The organism is Arthrobacter melezitosi (assembly GCF_054511055.1).
The window spans coordinates 25,652-42,512 of sequence record NZ_JBTNDJ010000009.1 but is presented as its reverse complement, the minus strand read 5'-3'; the positions used below and the strand labels follow the sequence as shown (position 1 = coordinate 42,512).

Sequence of the window (16,861 nt, the reverse complement as noted above, 5' to 3'; positions counted from 1 at the left end):
GATTGGTTTCCTTATCGGGAAATCCGGCACCGAATAGCTCCGGTGTCCCATAGTTCGATCCCCCACTGTGGCGGTGGATCCGGCCTGGCGATGCGAAGCGGCGGAGACCCTGTACTGGTGTAAATCGTCGTGCAGGAGGGCGTAGATGGCGCGGATGAGCAGCCCTGTGCGTTAGACCAAGAAGAAATTGATCTGTGGTTGCTCCGGAGACAACGCGGGCCGGGGCAATCCGCCGGGAATTGGTTGCGGACACCACCGCGGGGGACCATACTCACAGCATGCCGAAGAAGAAGACTTCCCTAATGGAATCAATACTCCGCGGCATGGTGGCCGGAGTCGCAGGAACCGCGGTGATGACGGCCTTTCAGAAGTATGTGGAGATACCCCTGTCCGGACGGGAAGCCAGCTACGCTCCGGCGGACTTCGCCGAACGCGTCCTGCCCATTCACCCGGAGACGCAGGAGGGGCGCGAGCGGCTGAACACGGTGACGCACTACGCGCTGGGCACCATGTGGGGCACTGCCTACGGAATCACAGCCCATGCCGGCCTGCGCGGAGCCAAAGCCGTGGCCGTGGTGTTCCCCGTCGTCTACAGCACCGATGTGCTGCTTAACACGGCCTTAGGGCTGTATCAGCCCGGAACGTGGAGTGCGAAGGACTGGACCGTGGATTTGACCAACAAGCTCGTTCAGGCGGCGGCGACCGGGGTGCTCTACGACAACGTTCTCGCCCCACCCCAAACACGGTAGGAAACCGACCGGCAGGAAGCCGCCGCCGACCACAATGCCGTTCCCGCGACCGGTGATCCCGGATCCGGTGGAGTCAGCCTCCGACAGGCAGTGGGAACTCCACCTGATGCTGTGGAGGAGAGAGATGGACCCTGAATCTGTCGGCGGGGAGGGACGCGCGGCTGCGGTCATCGCGGACTACGGGCTGCTCAGTGACTGTCAGGGAGCGGCTCTGGTCTCACGGGACGGATCAATCGACTGGTGGTGTCCGGCACGGTTTGATGCCCCGAGTAGTTTTGGGCGGCTGCTCGATCCGCACGCGGGCCACTGGGTCATCCGCCCTGCGGAGCAGTACACGGTGTCCCGCCGCTACTTGCCCGGAACCATGGTCGTGGAAACAGAGTTCCACTGCCCACGCGGGTCCATGCGTCTGACCGATTGCCTGTCTCTGGGTCCGGGGGAGCGCGGGCATGGGATTGGGGAGAAATCTCCGCACGTGCTGCTGCGCCGCGTTGAGGCAACCCGCGGGCAGATCCGGGTGCTGGTAGAGGTGGCCCCGCGACCCGAGTACGGACTGGTCACTCCGCACTTCACGCGAACCCCCACGGGGTGGGAAATCACCGGCGGCGCGGACCGGCTGACACTGACAGCACCCCCGGTACTGAGGGGCGCGGACAGCAGGTTAGGTGGATCGTTCCTGCTCAAGGACGGGGAGCGCATGGACTTCTCCTTGCAGCACAGCGCTTCCACCGACCGGGGTGCCCCGGTGGCGAAAGACGTCACCGGAGTGGAGGACACCATCACGGCCTGGATATCTTGGAGCGAGATGCACCGAAGCTACCGCGGGGCCTATGAGGACCAGGTCCACCGCAGCGCGCTCGTACTCCAGGCCCTCACCTACGCCCCCACCGGTGCAGTGGTGGCCGCCCCGACCACCTCCCTACCCGAAGAACCCGGCGAAGGCGCGAACTGGGATTACCGGTTTGGCTGGCTGCGCGATGGCAGCCTGACGCTCAAGGCCCTCTGGGCCGCCGCTTGTCCAGACGAGGCCCAACGGTTCTTCGATTGGATGACCGCCTCCGCCGGATCCCTCGACCAAGGGCACCTGCCCGTCATGTTCGGGGTCGGCGGGGAACATGACCTGACCGAACACACCCTTGATCATCTCGCCGGCTACCTGCAGTCCCGCCCCGTGCGGATCGGCAATGACGCCTGGACCCAAAAACAGCTCGATGTCCTCGGGGAAATCTTCGAATGCGCCTGGGTTCTGCGGAACGTGCTGGGGGACCTGCCCGAAGCTACCCGTACTTTCCTCGTGGCAGTTGCCGACCTTGCCGCAGCAACCTGGCAGGAAACGGACGCAGGAATCTGGGAAGGCCGGGAGGGCACCCGGCACTACCTCACGTCCAAATTGATGTGCTGGGTCGCCCTTGACCGAGCGGTGAAACTAGCCGCGAAACTCGCTGTCCCTGACCGGGCTTCCGTGTGGGAAGCCGAACGCGACGAAGCCCGGGCCGCCATCCTGGACCAAGGATGGGACAGCACCGCCGAAGCGTTCACCGGCGCCTTCGGCTCCGCTCATTTGGACGCCGGTGCCCTCCTAATGCCTCTCATGGGATTCCTTCCTGCAAAGGATCCGCGGATCCTCGCCACCCTGGACGCCATCGAACGGGATCTGTCCAGCGGATCCCTGGTCCAACGATGGACAGGAGCCGGAGATGAGGGAGCCTTCATTATCTGCTCCTACTGGCTGGCCACCGCCCGGGCCATGGCGGGGCAGGCCGATCGGGCGAGGAAAATCTTCGAGACCGTAACCGGGCATGCCAACGACCTCGGGCTTCTTTCCGAGGAAATCAGCATCAAGGACCGAACCCTGATCGGCAACTTCCCGCAGGGCCTTTCACATATCGGCCTGATCAACGCGGCGTGGGCCATTACCCAGGCCGAAGACCGGGGTTAGGGAACACCACCAACCGGACCCACTACAAGTAAACGGAGGACCCCAGATGGGACAGCTGCAGGACAAGGTCGCGTTCATCACCGGATCGGATTCGGGTATCGGGCAGGCCACCGCCATCGAGTTCGCCCGCGAGGGCGCCGACATCGTCATTCACTACTTCCACGATCAGGACGGAGCCACCTCCACAAAGGAACAGGTCGAAGGACTCGGACGCAGAGCCGTCGTCGTGCACGGAGACCACGGGTCCGAGGATCAGGTCATCAACATGTTCAAGACGGCAATCGCCGCCTTCGGCCACATTGACATCCTCATGAATAATGCCAGCGCCGACGCCTCCGGAACGTACGTTGCCGACCTCGACATCGCCGATTTCGAACGTACCCTTCGCAGCAACCTCATCGGGCAGCTGATCTGCTGCAAACACTTCATCAATCATCGAAAGGACCAAGGCGGCGGAGGCAAAATCCTCAACACTACCTCCGTCCACGAAGAGCAGCCCCGCGCCGGAGCCGCCGACTACGACTGCTCCAAAGGTGCCCTGCGGAACCTGACGCGCACGCTCGTGCTCGAGGTTTCCGAACTCGGGATCACCGTCAACAACATCGCCCCAGGGATGGTCCTGACCCCCTTTAACCAGAAAGCCATCGACGACCCCCAATACCTCGAGCAGCAGGTCCAAACGATTCCGCTGAAGCGCGCAGCCCAACCGAGGGAAATCGGCCGTCTGGCGGTTTTCTTGGCCTCCCCCGACGCGGACTACGTCACCGGGACAACCTATGTGATGGACGGCGGGCTGATGCAGATGGCAGGACAGGGAGCCTAATGGAACCACCCACCAGCCACGGGCGACCACCCGCCCGTGGCGTCACAGCCCACCGGCCGGTGCCCTTCGACCTGCCAGCCGAAGCCGGTACTAGACGTGGCTTGTTCGTCACCTCTGGATAGCGCATGGGGCAATCTGGAGGGATGTCGCGGACTCGGACCGCGTGGTGTTGGAGGACTGCATCCAAGCAGCGGCCTTGGCCGGTATTAACCAATAGCGCTTCTCCAAACTGCGGCAGTTCGTTTGAAGGGGCATGCTGTTGCAGATTGGGTGTCATGCACCAATTGTTGGTCTATCCGGCGGGGTAGGGGTGGTCGCGGAGCAGGCCGGCGAGGTGGGCGGCGTTGCGGGCTACGCCGGCCGTGGTGGCTGCCACCTTCTCCGGGACGGCGTTCAGGTCCTGGTAATCGACCGTCTGCATCGCCTCTCCGACCCAGTAGGTGCCGCCCTGGGCCGGGATGCTGAAGCCGACGTCGTTCAGGGCCTGCAGCATGTCGGCGATGGTCTTGTGGGCGCCGTCCTCGTTGCCCACGACGGCGACCACGCCCACCTTCTGGTACATGGTGGGGCGGCCCGCTTCGTCGGTTTCGGACAGCTCGGCGTCGAGGCGCTCGACCACCCGCTGGGCGATGCTGCACGGGTGGCCCATCCAGATGGGGGTGGAGAGAACCAGGACGTCCGCGGCGAGGATCCGGGCCCGGATAGCGGGCCAGTCGTCGCCGGCGCCCATATCCGTCTGCACCCCGGGCATGACATTGTGATCAACGACCCGGACCGAGGAGGTGGTGACACCCAAGGTGGCCAGTTCCTGGAGAACATGGTGTGCCATCAGGTCACTGCTCGAGGCTGCGGGGGACGGGGTGAGGGAACAGATCAGGGCTATGGCGGAAAGCTCGGTCATGGCGGTCCTTTCCGGGTTACGGAACAAAGAGCGGGGAACCGGGCCGGCCACCGCAGGGGCGGGAAGCCCCGGCGGTGGCCGGCGGTGCCGGATAGGGGATCAGGATAGACCTGCCCGGCGCCGGATCGTGCTGGTGCTGCTTAGGCCTGGTCGGTGCTGCGGCGGCGGACCATGTAGGTTCCGCCGGCTGCTGCGGCCAGGACGAGGCCGCCGCCGAGGGCGAGGGCACCAACGTTGGATCCGGTTTCCTGGGTGGCTCCGGTGTCGGCGCCGCCGTTGGGCATGGCGCCCATCTGGGAAGCGACGAGGGTGCCACACAGTGCCGGCGAGGTTGCTGCCAGCGGAAGGTCCGGGGTCAGGTCGCTCTTGGCTTCCTGGGCGGCCGGGCTCAGGGTTGCGGGGTCCAGGCCGTGGACGACGACGACGGCGGTGCCGGCCTCGAGGGAAGCCTTCGTGTCGGCGTTGATGTCGAAGGTGCGCTGGATGGTGTAGCTGCCACCCTGGCCGCCGAGCTTGACGTTCAGGCCCTCTTCGGGGCCGGTGCCGCCGCTGGTGGACAGCGTGGTGAGGATGCCGCCGTAGGACGGGGCGCCTTCGGTCGTGTTGACCACGCCGTCGCCGTTGGTATCCGCTGCGGGGGTCGGGCAGACGCCCTGGGCGCCGCCGTGGATGTGCTGGACGTGGGGGTAGGGGCCGTCCATGAAGGTCTCGGCAAGGCCGGAGACCTGCAGGTTGACCGTCGCCTGGTCGCCCTTGACGTCGACGGTGATGGTGCCCGCGCCGGTGCTGCCGTTGAGCTGGCCCAGGGTCGAGGAGTAGGAGCCGTCCGCCGCCATTGCGGAGGCGCCGGAAAGGGCCAGCATGCCCAGGGCGAGGGAGGGTACCGCGAGGAGCCGCATGTTCTTGTTCATGGAGATCAATTTCCTTCACTGTGCGGTGAGCGCACACGTCGATTGTGTGCCTATCGTTTGTTCGTCACGCTTTACTGCCCGGATTGGTTGGCGGATGAAACCACCTGCAAAAAAGCCAGCAGGCTTATATTTCTCCCGCATGCACACTGTGGCAGGAATAGTCCCGGTTGGGAAGGGGCGGCAGGTGCAGATGTGACTTGCAGGTTCGGGGTTGCCGGGGGTCAGGGGCTGCGGCAGTCGCCGGCCGGCCCGGCGGAACCATAGCCGTGGAACGAAGTTCCCGGTCAGGCTATCGTCAGGTAAGTCCCAGAAATCGGCGGTATGGTTTCTGTTTCCTCATGTGCGGGGGACGGTGGGTTGGCCGGAGACATGTTCCCCGACCGACAGCGCCGGGACATACGATACGGAGTTGATTCCTCGTGGTCCCGGCGTTTTCACGCCTCTGGGAGCACTCCGCGGGCCAGTCAGTCCCGCTGAACGCAGACCGGCGCTCTTTCACCCGGAGCCCTCTCTTTCCGGATAGCTGTAGCCCGCCGGTTGTCGGGACCATGGACGCATCCACCGTTCCCTTGGAAAGACGTTCGCCGCGCAGGTGCTGTGTCGCACTAACGACACCGGAGACACCGCGCGTCCATTCCGCGCCCTAATGGGGTTGCAGTGGTTGATGTTGGGGCGGTGGCAGGTTAGGTTCAGTCCTAGGGAGGGCAGTATCGCCGTGGTGCTGCCGATGGGCGATCTCCTCTGCGCTGCCGGTGCTTCTTTTTGGTGGGCACTGTCGAGGCTCTCGCTGGCATGTCCTGCGCCGCCTCATCTTCCTCTCAAAGGTCTCACCACATGTCTTTCCCCATACCGCCCGGCTACCAAATAGCAGGCAAGTCCCCCGCGGAACTGTCGGATCTGCTGTGCAGCATCACCCAGCGTGACGAGGGAGCCTTCGAGGAGCTGTACCGGCAGTGCTCGCCCCGGGTGTATGCGCTGGTGCGCGCCGTTGTCCTGGATGCGGAAATGAGCGCCGAAACCACGCAGGAGGTTTTCTTGACCCTTTGGCAGGGAGGCACCACTCGGTATGAGCCCGGCAAGGGCACAGCCATGTCGTGGATTCTGACCATCGCGCACCGCAAAGCCGTGGACAAGGTCCGTTCGGAGCAGTCCCACCGTGCACGGGATCTTCGCTGGGGCATCAAAAACCAGAACGTGGACCGCGGCCACGTGTTTGACACCGTTGCCATCCGTCTGGAAGGCGCAGCTGTCTCCGCGTGCCTGAATGAGTTGTCTGCTCTTCAGCGCGAAGCAATCCATTTGGCCTTCTACACCGGCATGACCTACAGCGAAGTGGCCGCGCATCTGAGCATCCCCAAACCTACAGCGAAATCGCGTATTCGAGACGGTCTACGGCAGCTCGGCGCCTGCGTCCGGGCGAGTTGATCCCGGCACGTTCAGCCCACTCCAATGCGCGCTCACTCGAACAAGAAGCTTTCGGGCGCTCGGGTGCGGGACTGCCGTGAATGAGGGTCGGCGGATTCTGGCGGTCATTGCAACTGGAGGTTTCCGATCAGTTCGATCGGCTTCTGGAACCCTAGCCTTTTCCGTGGCCGGTCATTGAGTTCGGCCGCGACCCAGTCGCGGTCCGCTTCGCTGTGGATGCTCAGATCCGTGCCCTTGGTCCACTGAACACCGCGGCCTACTGGATCCGAGGCACCCCACCCGCAGGCGATCTCCCCCACCGCCACCGCCAGCATGGCCGCCCCTTCTGGGAGCGGGACCCGACCATGCCGCTCACTCCCGGATCAGGACGAACCCCTGTCGCTTGCTTTCCTGAAAGGAGTCGCGCAACTCCCGTTCGACCTGTTGTGCCAAATCAGGCGGCGTTGTGCATCCACCGCCGCCACCAAACCCATAGCCCTGTCCCTGATCCGGGGAGCAGCGGAGATATCTCGGGACCTGGCGGGGGCCAGATACACACAACGGGTGCTCATGAGCGTTCCTGCAGTGGAACCTGACACTTACGCGGCGATCAGGTGCGTTCATTTTTTGCCCCCATGTTCATTGTCTGCCTGTTCATGTCGAACCGAAATGGTAGGTGGACACTATCGCCGCGGTCCGACATTATCCGGATGCAAGAATGTCAGCCGCCGAACCCCACAGGGGTCCTTCAGCGGGCACCTTGCGGGCAGGTCGACCGCTGTGAGGCGTCCCGTGGGGCGGAAGCCGACAGGCGGACCTCCAGGCAGCCGGCGGACAATCCGGCCGGTCGTCCTCCGGCGCGTGCCGCTGTCGGGACCGCATGAAATATTTGCCACGATCTGCTGCCTCGATGATCTGCTGACTACACTGACGCGATGGAGGAGAACAGCAAGGACCGTATCGTCATGCGCGTAGTCGACCGCTTGGCCGCCCGCTATCCGCAGGCCCCGCGGGTGCACGTCGAAGGCATTGTCGAGGAAGAGTACGCCATGCTCGATGGGGGACGGATCCGCACCTACATCCCGACCCTCCTGGAGCACAGTGCACGGGACCGAATCCACCGCGAATTCGCCCGGCAGCACCACGACCGCTAGACCGGAGGGTCTGTTCATTTCGGGCGGGGCGCAGCGGCGCCGGTGTTCGGTGCCGCGCCCTGTGGCTTAGTCCGCCGGGTTCCGTGACCGTTGCCTGCGGCGGAAACCGGACCGGGAGCGCTTAACCGCGGCGGGCTTGAACGGTGATGCCGTCCTGGCAGTGGATCAGCCGGCGTCCGCGCCCGTCACCGAGCTGGATCCACAGCATGCTGCGGTCCTCGGCAAGATCATCCACCCACCCCGGAAGTCGGTGGCCATCGACCGGCTCCGCGGTGACGGGCTGGCCGTGGCGCAGGTACCGCCAGTCCATCCCGCCATCCACCGGTCCGGTATTCACCGGGTTCTGGCGTCCCTTGACTGCATCGGACACATCGTCCTCCTGTTCGGCTCCGCCTGATCTACCCGCGTCAAGGCTTTCACGATGAGGTGAACGGCCCGTAAAGCGGAACTGAAGACAGCGGAACCAAAGACGCCGAACGTACGGGATCCCGGGCAGAAGCAGGCGGTACGCTGGGCCGCCGAAAGGAGCGGCGCAGCGGCTCGAGATGCAGGTGGGCCACGCCCATCCAAGGGCTCCCGCCGTAGCGCCCACCGGTGCTCCAGGCAAGTCACCAGCAGGAGAGTGGGAGCGCAGCAACCTTGGAACTTAGGTACCGAAAGTAATCCGCGGCCCGGACGCGCCGCACCGCGCTGCAGGAGCATGGAGAGGCCCACTCCTTCGACGGCGCTCTAGACCAGCGCGTCGGTCTGGGCCACCACCGCAAACACGACACCGGTGATCAGGCCTCCAATCAGGAAGAGCAGCACACCGAAGGCCAGAGCTGTCGCTAGCGAGCTGGACAACCCTTTGCGCCGAAGCCACAGCACGAACGGACCGATGGCGGAGGCGAGGATGAGCGCCAGGAGCAACGGTATGACAACCAGCCGCAACTGGATGAGCGCGTAGACGGAAACAGTGAACAGGGCCAGCAGCAGGAGCTGAAGAGCAGTCAGTGCTGCCCGGCCCAGAGGCCTCTCCCAAGGGGTCGGTGCGGCGCTGCTGACAGGAGGTTCCTCCGCGGGCGGAAGTCCGGCCTGACTCGTTGGGCACTGCGGGAGCCGAAGGGCCATGGCAATACGGGGAAGGAGCGGAGTGGTGCCCCGGCCGGGCCGGAGACCGCTGCAGTGTCCCTAGGACAGGCGCGTGAGGTCATCCGCGGGTGACGCCTCCGATGCAGCAGAGGCATCGAAGGCCGGGACCCAGGCGCCCCGGGGAAGGTTCGCGGCGAGGATTATGGGCGGCGGCGAGGAACCTGATCCCAGGTGACCCTCGGCAAGGAGCGGAACTTGCTCGCCTGGATCAGAACCGCCCTCGCTTTCCTGGCCGGCGCAATCGCCGTGAAGGCTTTCACCTCCGGCCTCTTCCCCGGCGGGATCAGCAGGACGCCGGCGGTACTTCTGCTGGTTCTGGCGATGATGGTCGCCTCCGTCGCGGGCTTCCGTTGGTTGGGAATCGACGGTGCGATGCGGCATGAAGACCCCCTGCCCCTAGCCGTTCTGGTCCCTGTGCTTGCGGCAGGAGCGGCCGTGGCAGCGGGCATTGTTGTCATCTTCTTTCCGCTGTATACCGTCCTTGCGCTGCCGCTTCGCTGGAGACCCTTAAGAGGTTCACGCTTTGGGCGCCGCCCAAACCCGCATGTCAGCTTCCGGCTTCCCTGCGTACTGGTGATGATAAGCGCAGCATTTCACTACTTCATGGGGGAGTGGCGGGGTAGGTACACGGCTGTGGTGAGAATTTTTGACCCACCCGTCGCCGGGAGCGGGACTCGCCAAATACCAGGATCGGTGCTGTCATGGAACCAGACGCCCGGCTGGTTCTCTGAGGGGAGTGACGGTGAGCGGCACTAGTCCCGATCCGGTTTTGGCCCGGCAGGATCTGAGGAAGTCCCTGATCCTAATCGGCGGATTCACCGCCGCCCTGTGCTGGTGGATCGGTCTGACCGGTTTCGTCAACAGCGGCGGCGGCGCCGCCGTATTTTTCAGTGTTCCAGTTCTCTTGACCCTTGGAACGGTCCTGGCCGCGCGCAGGCGCAGACCCCGTGCGCCCAAACACCTCCGGGAACCCCGCCGCCGGCCGGCCGTCATCCGCCTTCGACAAGGACCCACAGGGTCCCTGACCATCATCGGGGTCTTCACGGCGGCCCTGTGCTGGTGGATCGGTGTCGTGGGATTCATCAATGCCGGCGGCGGCGCAGGCGTGTTCTTCACCATTCCGCTGCTGCTGACCCTCGGAACCCTCTGGGCCGCCCGTGACAGGCGCCCAAAGACTGCTCACCGACATTCCTAACCGGTAGGGGTCGTGCTCAGCGGTCCCTCGGCGGCCAATAGTGATGACGCTAGTTCCTCAACACCGTTGGCACGCCCGTGGGCTGCAATGTCCGCAGGTCGTTGCGAATGACCCGCGTGTCGCCTCGCGCCGTATGGTGCACTGAACGAGAGGTGGATCGCTGAGGGGGTGCTGGGGTGAAGGTTCGCTACTTCGTATTGGCCGTCGTCTTCGCTGGTGCTCAGAGCGTGACCACATGTACTCCCGAGGTCGCGTGGGCAAGTACGAGTCGACCGCGCTCAAGGTTCTGATCTCGGACGAGCAACGCGATGGGCGATCCGGGCCCGAAGCAGCATTCGTGGGCGTCCTGCTTGCTAGCAGGGACGAGTTCCTGCTAGCTCACGCCTCCGACGGCACGACCTACAACATCCAATTCCCCGCCGGCACCCACTTCAACGATGCAGGCGAACTCGACATGGGGTTCGATACGATCCCGCTGGGTCAGCAGGTCTCCCTAGGGGGCGGATAAAGCGAGGCGCCCGAGCTCACGGAATCCGTTCCGCCCGCGTGCAGATCGGGCGTCACCTTCATGGTTTACACGTCCTAAGGGCTCGGACCAACGCCCGTTGCAGGATCCTTTGGCGTCCGCGTTTGGTTACTCTCACCTTTATGGACGCTCCGTATCAACCGAACGGGACAGGCTTCGATGCCTTGGACGAACTTGATCAGGTCGACTGGAGTCAGTTGGAGCACTGCTACGGAAAAGGCGCCGTTTCACTGGGCGTCGCCGGGAACATGTCACCCGCCATCGCAGGCGACGTGTCGCGATCCTTGGCTGCGCTTCGAGCTGATTCTTCCCTGGCAATCAATGACGGACTCTACTCGAACATCTGTCATCAGGGCACGGTCTATCAAGCAACAGCCTATGCGGTGCCGTTCATCGCAGCGGTCGCGGGCGGTGATGTTCCGGACGAGATCCGTGTACCTCTGTTAGCGCTCCTAGGCGACATCTCGATCGGAGGGAGCCATATAGCCCCCGACGGATCTCACGCGGGCGCTCTCGGAATCCACGTGGACGCCCTCGTAACGGAAGCACTTGCCACTTCGATGGCACGCCTTTCATCGATCCAAACACCCAAGCTTGTCGCGCTGATCCAAACTATTCAGTCACTTCTTGTTCAATCGACCGACGCGCGCCGCGAGGCAGTCGAGTCCGCCATTGACTTCGCACTCACGCCGCTGGCCACACCCTAGGACCGACGTCCCCAGACCGTTCCGTCACCGCGACACTATTGCCGGCCGGCCGGGAAAAGCGAATTGCATGTGGAATTTGGCGCCCTTCAGTCGCGTATACCCTGCCCGAGAAAATGCCCGGTGAGGGTAGCCCACGCGCTGCACCGGGTGTTGGCGTCACATATGGGTCGAGGAGGCTGCCTACGGTCGCGTAGGGCGGTCCCGGCTTGGCAGGATGGGCGGGTGAGTGAAATGCAGCCAGCCCATCCGGCCGACATCTCCTCCACGGAGGCCGTCGCCGTCGCGGTACCGCACCCATGGCGGCGCTACGTCGCCCTGGGGGATTCCTTCACCGAGGGCATCGGTGACCCAAGCCCCGAGAGCATCGGCTGGAACCGGGGCTGGGCCGACCGGGTGGCCGAGGAGCTCGGCTGCGGCTGCAGCAGCTTTTCCTATGCGAACCTTGCGGTGAGCGGACGGCTGCTCCAGCAGATCATCGATCAGCAGGTCGGGCCCGCGCTGGCACTGAAGCCGGACCTCGTGAGCATTTCGGCCGGCGGCAACGACCTGCTGCGTCCTGGAGCGGATCCGGACCGGATGGCGGCCCGCCTCGATGCGGCTGTGCAGGACCTCGGCAGCGGCGGCGCGACGGTCGTGCTCTTCACCGGGCCGGACGTACGCGACACGGTCCTGGTGGGGATGCGCCCGAAGATGGCGGTCTTCAATGAGAACCTCCGCGTCATCGCCGCGCGGCACGACGCCGTGATCGCCGATATGTGGGCGCTGCGGCAGCTTTCCGATCCCCAGATGTGGTCCGACGACCGCCTTCACTTCTCGCCCCTGGGGCACCACACGGTGGCAATGATGGTCCTCGATACGCTGGCCGTGAACCACACCCTGGAACCGATGCATGCCAAGCCGCTTCCGCCGAAGACCTGGCGCATGGCCCGTACCGAGGATGCTGTCTGGGCCCGCGAGTACTTGGTGCCGTGGGTGCTGCGGCGGCTGCACAACCGCTCCGCGGGCGACGGGATCACCCCCAAGCGCCCGGAGGCGACGACGATTTTCGGCCCCTGCATGCCCCCTGGTGCAGGAATTTAGAAGGGCAGGAGAGCGGAACTACATCCACGCGGTGCACAGCGGAAAACGACTACCTGCCTTGAACAGCCCCTGTCCCTAACCACATTTCGTATCATTACCTAGCCCCATCCGCCCTCTATCGCGTCGACGAGGCCGACCCCGACGCCAATGTGCGCTACCGACCCGGAAGGGCACCATGAACACCGTCAAGCCCGTCGCAAGCCTCGCGCGAAAGGAGATCCCGTGTTAACGCAGGTCGCGGAGGGGGTGCTGGTCCACCAGAGCGAGCTCCTCCTGAACAACACCGTTGTCGTGCAGGGCCGGGCCGGCGTGCTGGTTATCGACGCCGGGATCACCGGCGAGGAGATGGCATGCCTCGCGAACGACCTTCGGGAGTTGGGCCAGCCCGTCGTGGCGGGCTTCTCGACGCATCCCGATTGGGATCACGTGCTTTGGGATGCCGCGCTCGGCGACGCGCCCCGGTATGCCACCTCCCGCTGCGCAGCCCTCTTGCGAGACCTGCGCTTGAACGGGGACTGGAAGGCCCGCGTCGTCGGAGGGCTGCCGCCGGAGATCGCAGAGGACACGCCACTGGACCTCTTCGGGCTGATCACGGGCCTGCCCGCCGGGACCGCGCAGATCCCATGGTCGGGCCCCGAGGTTCGAATCATCGAGCACCCGGCGCATTCCCCGGGGCATGCGGCGCTGGTGATCGTAGAGCGCGGCGTTCTCGTGGCCGGCGACATGCTCTCCGACGTGTTCATTCCGATGCTCGATGACTTCACCAGCACAAATGACCCGGTCGAGGAGTACCTGGTTGGACTGCGGATGCTGGAGGGCGTGGCGGACGAGGTGGATGCCGTCATCCCGGGTCACGGCTCCATCGGCACGGCCGGCCAGGTGCGCGCACGGATCGAACTGGATCGCGCGTACGTGCATGCCTTGCGCGACAGCCGTGATCCCAGCGACCCGCGCATCGGTCCCGCCGCTAGGCCCGGCTGGGAATGGGTGAGCGACATCCACGCCGGCCAAGCCCAGAGCGTCGCTCGGAGAAACGAACGCGACGGGCACCCCGGCTAAAGGCCGCTTACTGTGCTGAGCAGCACCTCGAGCACTTCGCTGAAGAGGATGCTCAACGCAGCCAGCACACCACTGCTGAAGCACACTTTCTGCGACGGGCTTTGTCGTCAACGGGCGCCTCGTTGCAGCCCGGAGGAGCTGTGCCGCGGGGCGCGATGACCGATGACCGGTGGCGGATCGAATGTCGATGCGCTCAGCTCGATGCGTTGCTTCGTCCTGCAAGAGAGGCGCCGCAGCCTTTCGATGCGGGGTGCTGCCGATTGGGGTGAGGTCCTCTGGCGGGGAGGATAGGGGGTGTGGACAGTGTCCACACTTTGGGTTTCGGACTGGGTCGTATTGGTGCCGGACTGATCCGGATTGCGGATGTTTACGGGGAATTGGCGGATTTCCGGGGCCTGGGGTGCGGTTCGAGTCCCACTTCGGGCACAAGTTTCCCTTAGTCAGAGGCTCTTTTGCTCTCTGGCTGTGGACAGCCGGCCCAATTCTGCGGTCCGGGTGCCGGTTTCGGTGGCCGGGTTGGGTTTTCCAGGGGTGGGGTGCCTCCTCTCTCTCGCGAAGCCCGGATTGGGCTTGCTTACTAGTTCATGGGGGAGCGGCGGGTTAGCTGCATGACTTTGGTGGGGGTTTTTGACCTGGTCATCCTACCCGTCGGGCCGCTCAGGCTAAGCGGCCGCTTCGAGTCAACGACTCATGAGTGCCGTCATCACGACCAGCCGCAGGCTGCGGCGACTTTGGGTTTGTTTGCAGGTGGCTGCAGAGATACGGGAATCGGTCAGATGGGATCCTGGGGCTGATCTGTAGACCCGTCATACGTCAATTAGCTCCAGCAGGTTTCGTCACCTCAAATCAAGCAAAGTCGGGGCCGTCCCCAACAGCCACAGGTAGAAGTAGCGTCCACCTAAATGAATAGAGGTCGGCTACTGACGATTCGATTGATGCGAGATTCTGGGGGTGGGGTCGCCGCTGACCGGTGTGCGGGCGTGGCAGGGCCTCAGTGGAGGTGGCTGCCGCCGTTGATGTCGACGGTTGATCCGGTGAGGTAGGCCGCGTCGTCGGACGAGAGGAACGTGATCACGGCGGCCACTTCCTCGGTTGTCGCGGTGCGTCCCAGAGGGATGTCTCTGGCCAGCGCGGCTTCCTGCTCGTCCGTGCTGCCTACACGGATGTTGGTGTCGACCGCCCCCGGGGTCACAGCGTTAACAGTCACCCCGCTGTCGCCGAGTTCCCGGGCCAGGGCTTTGGTGAAGCCCAGTATGGCCGCCTTCGCGGCGGAGTAGGGGACCTTCCCGAATACCCCGCCACCCCGCTGTGCGGAAACGGACGACATGTTGACGATCCGCCCCCATTCGTTTTCAAGCATCCCGGGCAGGAAAGCCTTGGAGACCAGATAAGTGCCGGTCGCATTGACGGCCATGACTTTGTTCCACAGATCCAAAGTAGTTTCGAGGAACGGGACGGGCGAGGTGATGCCGGCGATGTTGGCGAGAGCGCCTACCGGAGGCAGGCTTCCTGCAGACACCTGCTCGGCGACGGCCCGCGCGGCATGAACCACGGATTCCTCGTCGGCCACATCTATCAGGTGCCCAAAGGCAGGTACGCCGAATTCGTCACCGATCGCCGCTGCCGTCGCGGCTGACTTATCTTGATCGAGGTCGAGAATGACGACCGCCCAACCCTGCTTGGCGTAGCGGCGGGCGGTCGTGATGCCGATGCCCTTTTCCGAGGTGGCTCCCGTGATGACGGCGGTGCGCTGTATACCGGTCATGATGCTCCTTTGAATCCTTGTGTGTGCGGAACCGATCCGTAGTCAATATTTCCCAAGAACACACTGTCGACTGTTGACAGTGCAGTGTGCACTAGATCACACTAGCTGAATCACCTTGTTGACTGTCAACAGTGAATTCCCTTCCCAAGCAAACGAGGAGTCCCATGAGCAATGAAGCTCTCCAGATGCGAGGCCACGTCCATGGGACGAAGGATGCCCGCAAGGTAGCTGTCGGGTCAGGTGTTGGTGCAGTGATCGAGACCTATGACTTCATCGGGTTCGGTACGGCCGCGGCGCTGTACTTCGGGCCGGCGTTTTTCCCGGGTGCCGACCCTGTCACCGCTACCCTCGCGTCGTTCGCGACCCTCGGCGTCGGATTTGCTGCCCGCCCGCTCGGCGGCATCATCGGCGGCCACCTAGGGGACAAGGTCGGACGCAAGCCCGTCCTCGTAGCCTCCCTCATCATTATGGGGTTGGCGACTTTCGCCATTGGTCTGCTTCCCACCTACGCGACGGTAGGTATCCTCGCCCCGATTTTGCTGGTCGTCGTCCGCATCATTCAAGGCCTGGCCTTCGGCGCCGAATGGGGAGGCGCCATTCTGATGAGCTACGAACACGCGCCGTGGAAGTCCAAGGGCAAGTACACCGGCATCGTGCAGGCCGGATTCCCCGTCGGCCTCCTGCTGGCAAACCTGGTCTTCCTCTCCAGCGCCAACCTTATCGGCGACTGGGCCTGGCGGATTCCGTTCCTGGCCAGCATCGTTCTGGTCGCCGTCGGCCTCATCATCCGATCGAAGGTCCCCGAGTCACCGGTCTTTGAAGACGTGAAGGAACATGGCGAGATCGTCAAGAATCCGATCGTGCAGGTCATCCGTCAGGACTGGCGCAGCATCGTCCGCGGCATCTGCCTCCGCGTCGCCGAAACAGCCGGTTATGCGGTTGCTGTGACGTACATGATCTCCTACCTCAACACAACCGAGCTCGCGACACGGACAGAAACCCTGACCTCCCTCTGCGTGGCGTCATTCATCGGTATCTTCGCCACGATGGCATGGGCACGCCTGACGGACCGGGTGGGACGTCGTCCTGTCTACATCTGGTCCTGCGCCTTTGCCGTCCTGTTCGGCATCCCCATGTTCCTGCTCGCCAACACGGGCCTGTTCATCTGCGTGATGATCACCATCGTCATCTCCTACGCCGTCTGCCAGAACTCACTGGCCGGCGCGCAGGGCGCCTGGTTCCCCGAGTTGTTCCGAGCCAAGACACGGGCCTCCGGCGCCTCCCTGGCCTACCAGATCTCAGCCATGGTTTCCGGGTTCACCCCGTTCATCACCACCCTGCTGTACATCCAGCTCGGCTGGCTCGGCCCGGCACTCCTGTTCTCCACCTACGCCCTCATCGGTCTTATAGCGGCACTCATGACCCGCGAGACCTGGGGCCCGAAGGAACGCCAACTCGCCGCCGAAGCTGGCGAAGCCACTCCGCTCCCACAACACGTCTGAACGGAAGTCCCGGAC

17 protein-coding genes and 2 pseudogenes are annotated in these 16,861 nt (G+C 64.2%); 13 read left to right on the top strand and 6 right to left on the bottom strand.

The genetic code is table 11. The features are described from left to right. Positions 1-302 precede the first annotated feature (302 nt). The 4 genes and pseudogenes from ACX80W_RS11065 to ACX80W_RS11050 all read left to right on the top strand — a co-directional run bounded on the left by ACX80W_RS11065 (position 303) and on the right by ACX80W_RS11050 (position 3,511). A complete protein-coding gene (locus ACX80W_RS11065) occupies positions 303-749 on the top strand; it encodes a hypothetical protein (protein WP_459283206.1) in 447 nt (148 codons plus the stop codon). A 34-nt stretch (positions 750-783) separates the two neighbouring features. Next, a pseudogene (locus ACX80W_RS11060) lies at positions 784-1,377 on the top strand (trehalase-like domain-containing protein); the annotation flags it as partial. 69 nt (positions 1,378-1,446) lie between these two features. Further along, positions 1,447-2,688, top strand: a complete 1,242-nt coding sequence (locus ACX80W_RS11055) for a glycoside hydrolase family 15 protein (protein ID WP_459283343.1) — start codon at positions 1,447-1,449, stop codon at positions 2,686-2,688. 46 nt (positions 2,689-2,734) lie between these two features. Beyond that, positions 2,735-3,511 (top strand): SDR family NAD(P)-dependent oxidoreductase, encoded by a 777-nt coding sequence (locus ACX80W_RS11050; RefSeq protein WP_459283204.1) that lies wholly within the window; start codon positions 2,735-2,737, stop codon positions 3,509-3,511. A gap of 292 nt (positions 3,512-3,803) precedes the next feature. On the opposite strand, the gene ACX80W_RS11045 is transcribed toward ACX80W_RS11050, so the two are convergent. After that, positions 3,804-4,412 (bottom strand): flavodoxin family protein, encoded by a 609-nt coding sequence (locus ACX80W_RS11045; protein WP_459283203.1) that lies wholly within the window; start codon positions 4,410-4,412, stop codon positions 3,804-3,806. Between the two features lie 140 nt (positions 4,413-4,552). Continuing rightward, positions 4,553-5,323 carry a GVDTG sorting domain-containing protein gene (locus ACX80W_RS11040; protein ID WP_459283201.1) on the bottom strand — a complete coding sequence of 257 codons (771 nt, stop codon included), beginning with the start codon at positions 5,321-5,323 and terminating at the stop codon, positions 4,553-4,555. A gap of 834 nt (positions 5,324-6,157) precedes the next feature. On the opposite strand from ACX80W_RS11040, the gene ACX80W_RS11035 reads away from it, so the two are divergent. Beyond that, the gene (locus tag ACX80W_RS11035; protein ID WP_459283200.1) at positions 6,158-6,748 is read left to right on the top strand and encodes a sigma-70 family RNA polymerase sigma factor; all 591 of its coding nucleotides are present in this window, start codon (positions 6,158-6,160) and stop codon (positions 6,746-6,748) included. Between the two features lie 104 nt (positions 6,749-6,852). Here the strand turns inward: ACX80W_RS11035 and ACX80W_RS11030 are convergent. Continuing rightward, positions 6,853-6,984: pseudogene (locus ACX80W_RS11030) on the bottom strand (IS30 family transposase); the annotation flags it as partial. A gap of 678 nt (positions 6,985-7,662) precedes the next feature. Here ACX80W_RS11030 and ACX80W_RS11025 point away from each other — a divergent pair. Beyond that, a complete protein-coding gene (locus ACX80W_RS11025) occupies positions 7,663-7,881 on the top strand; it encodes a three-helix bundle dimerization domain-containing protein (protein WP_459283198.1) in 219 nt (72 codons plus the stop codon). Positions 7,882-8,002: 121 nt separating this feature from the next. Here the strand turns inward: ACX80W_RS11025 and ACX80W_RS11020 are convergent, their stop codons facing one another. Both ACX80W_RS11020 and ACX80W_RS11015 read right to left on the bottom strand, forming a co-directional pair. After that, positions 8,003-8,251 (bottom strand): hypothetical protein, encoded by a 249-nt coding sequence (locus tag ACX80W_RS11020; protein WP_459283196.1) that lies wholly within the window; start codon positions 8,249-8,251, stop codon positions 8,003-8,005. 359 nt (positions 8,252-8,610) lie between these two features. Next, positions 8,611-8,991 (bottom strand): AI-2E family transporter, encoded by a 381-nt coding sequence (locus ACX80W_RS11015; protein ID WP_459283194.1) that lies wholly within the window; start codon positions 8,989-8,991, stop codon positions 8,611-8,613. Between the two features lie 192 nt (positions 8,992-9,183). On the opposite strand from ACX80W_RS11015, the gene ACX80W_RS11010 reads away from it, so the two are divergent. The 6 genes from ACX80W_RS11010 to ACX80W_RS10985 all read left to right on the top strand — a co-directional run bounded on the left by ACX80W_RS11010 (position 9,184) and on the right by ACX80W_RS10985 (position 13,579). Next, on the top strand, positions 9,184-9,768 hold the full coding sequence (locus ACX80W_RS11010) for a YidH family protein (RefSeq protein WP_459283192.1): 585 nt from the start codon (positions 9,184-9,186) through the stop codon (positions 9,766-9,768). Then, positions 9,755-10,207, top strand: a complete 453-nt coding sequence (locus ACX80W_RS11005; protein ID WP_459283191.1) for a hypothetical protein — start codon at positions 9,755-9,757, stop codon at positions 10,205-10,207. Before ACX80W_RS11010 ends, ACX80W_RS11005 begins: the two co-directional genes overlap by 14 nt. Positions 10,208-10,442: 235 nt before the next feature. Further along, positions 10,443-10,715 (top strand): hypothetical protein, encoded by a 273-nt coding sequence (locus ACX80W_RS11000; RefSeq protein WP_459283189.1) that lies wholly within the window; start codon positions 10,443-10,445, stop codon positions 10,713-10,715. Positions 10,716-10,855: 140 nt separating this feature from the next. Next, entirely contained in the window at positions 10,856-11,440 is a 585-nt protein-coding gene (locus tag ACX80W_RS10995; RefSeq protein WP_459283187.1) for a hypothetical protein, read from the top strand. Positions 11,441-11,671: 231 nt separating this feature from the next. Then, a complete protein-coding gene (locus ACX80W_RS10990; protein WP_459283341.1) occupies positions 11,672-12,520 on the top strand; it encodes an SGNH/GDSL hydrolase family protein in 849 nt (282 codons plus the stop codon). A 222-nt stretch (positions 12,521-12,742) separates the two neighbouring features. After that, the gene (locus tag ACX80W_RS10985) at positions 12,743-13,579 is read left to right on the top strand and encodes an MBL fold metallo-hydrolase (RefSeq protein ID WP_459283185.1); all 837 of its coding nucleotides are present in this window, start codon (positions 12,743-12,745) and stop codon (positions 13,577-13,579) included. A 991-nt stretch (positions 13,580-14,570) separates the two neighbouring features. Here ACX80W_RS10985 and ACX80W_RS10980 read toward each other — a convergent pair. Beyond that, complete coding sequence (locus ACX80W_RS10980) at positions 14,571-15,344, bottom strand: SDR family NAD(P)-dependent oxidoreductase (protein WP_459283183.1); 774 nt, start codon at positions 15,342-15,344, stop codon at positions 14,571-14,573. Positions 15,345-15,508: 164 nt separating this feature from the next. On the opposite strand from ACX80W_RS10980, the gene ACX80W_RS10975 reads away from it, so the two are divergent. Continuing rightward, entirely contained in the window at positions 15,509-16,846 is a 1,338-nt protein-coding gene (locus ACX80W_RS10975; RefSeq protein WP_459283182.1) for an MFS transporter, read from the top strand. The last annotated feature ends 15 nt before the right edge of the window (positions 16,847-16,861 follow it).

Coding starts and splice junctions, on each gene's coding strand:
- ACX80W_RS10990 (WP_459283341.1), top strand. CDS start 11,672: ATGCAGCCAGCCCATCCGGCCGACATCTCCTCCACGGAGGCCGTCGCC.
- ACX80W_RS11045 (WP_459283203.1), bottom strand. CDS start 4,412: ATGACCGAGCTTTCCGCCATAGCCCTGATCTGTTCCCTCACCCCGTCC.
- ACX80W_RS11035 (WP_459283200.1), top strand. CDS start 6,158: ATGTCTTTCCCCATACCGCCCGGCTACCAAATAGCAGGCAAGTCCCCC.
- ACX80W_RS11040 (WP_459283201.1), bottom strand. CDS start 5,323: ATGAACAAGAACATGCGGCTCCTCGCGGTACCCTCCCTCGCCCTGGGC.
- ACX80W_RS11055 (WP_459283343.1), top strand. CDS start 1,447: ATGGACTTCTCCTTGCAGCACAGCGCTTCCACCGACCGGGGTGCCCCG.
- ACX80W_RS10980 (WP_459283183.1), bottom strand. CDS start 15,344: ATGACCGGTATACAGCGCACCGCCGTCATCACGGGAGCCACCTCGGAA.
- ACX80W_RS10975 (WP_459283182.1), top strand. CDS start 15,509: ATGAGCAATGAAGCTCTCCAGATGCGAGGCCACGTCCATGGGACGAAG.
- ACX80W_RS10995 (WP_459283187.1), top strand. CDS start 10,856: ATGGACGCTCCGTATCAACCGAACGGGACAGGCTTCGATGCCTTGGAC.
- ACX80W_RS11025 (WP_459283198.1), top strand. CDS start 7,663: ATGGAGGAGAACAGCAAGGACCGTATCGTCATGCGCGTAGTCGACCGC.
- ACX80W_RS11000 (WP_459283189.1), top strand. CDS start 10,443: ATGTACTCCCGAGGTCGCGTGGGCAAGTACGAGTCGACCGCGCTCAAG.
- ACX80W_RS11050 (WP_459283204.1), top strand. CDS start 2,735: ATGGGACAGCTGCAGGACAAGGTCGCGTTCATCACCGGATCGGATTCG.
- ACX80W_RS11065 (WP_459283206.1), top strand. CDS start 303: ATGGAATCAATACTCCGCGGCATGGTGGCCGGAGTCGCAGGAACCGCG.
- ACX80W_RS11015 (WP_459283194.1), bottom strand. CDS start 8,991: ATGGCCCTTCGGCTCCCGCAGTGCCCAACGAGTCAGGCCGGACTTCCG.